Genomic DNA, 233 nt, shown 5'->3' with positions numbered 1-233 from the left:
CGGTCGATCCGCGCAGCCGTTATGAAACGTACGTAGGTGCGGAAGTCGTCGCATTTATCGACTCGCATTTCCGCACGATTGCCGCGAGACAATCACGCGCGATCACCGGCTTGAGCATGGGCGGCTTCGGCGCCTTGCATATTGCGCTGGACCGGCCGGCCGCATTCGGTGCCGCCGGGAGCATCAGCGGCGCGGTCGATCCGCGCGGCTGCGAAGACGAGCCCGGCATCAAC

General features: G+C 65.2%; 1 protein-coding gene. It reads left to right on the top strand.

Features of this window, described 5'->3' with window-relative positions; all coding sequences use genetic code 11:
- The coding region (locus SB725_RS34065; RefSeq protein ID WP_410923808.1) for an alpha/beta hydrolase-fold protein at positions 1-233 on the top strand (233 nt) is incomplete at both ends.

The organism is Pseudomonas sp. SIMBA_041, assembly GCF_046535095.1.
GTDB lineage: Bacteria > Pseudomonadota > Gammaproteobacteria > Pseudomonadales > Pseudomonadaceae > Aquipseudomonas > Aquipseudomonas mucoides.
This window is presented reverse-complemented; position numbering and strand designations above follow the sequence as displayed.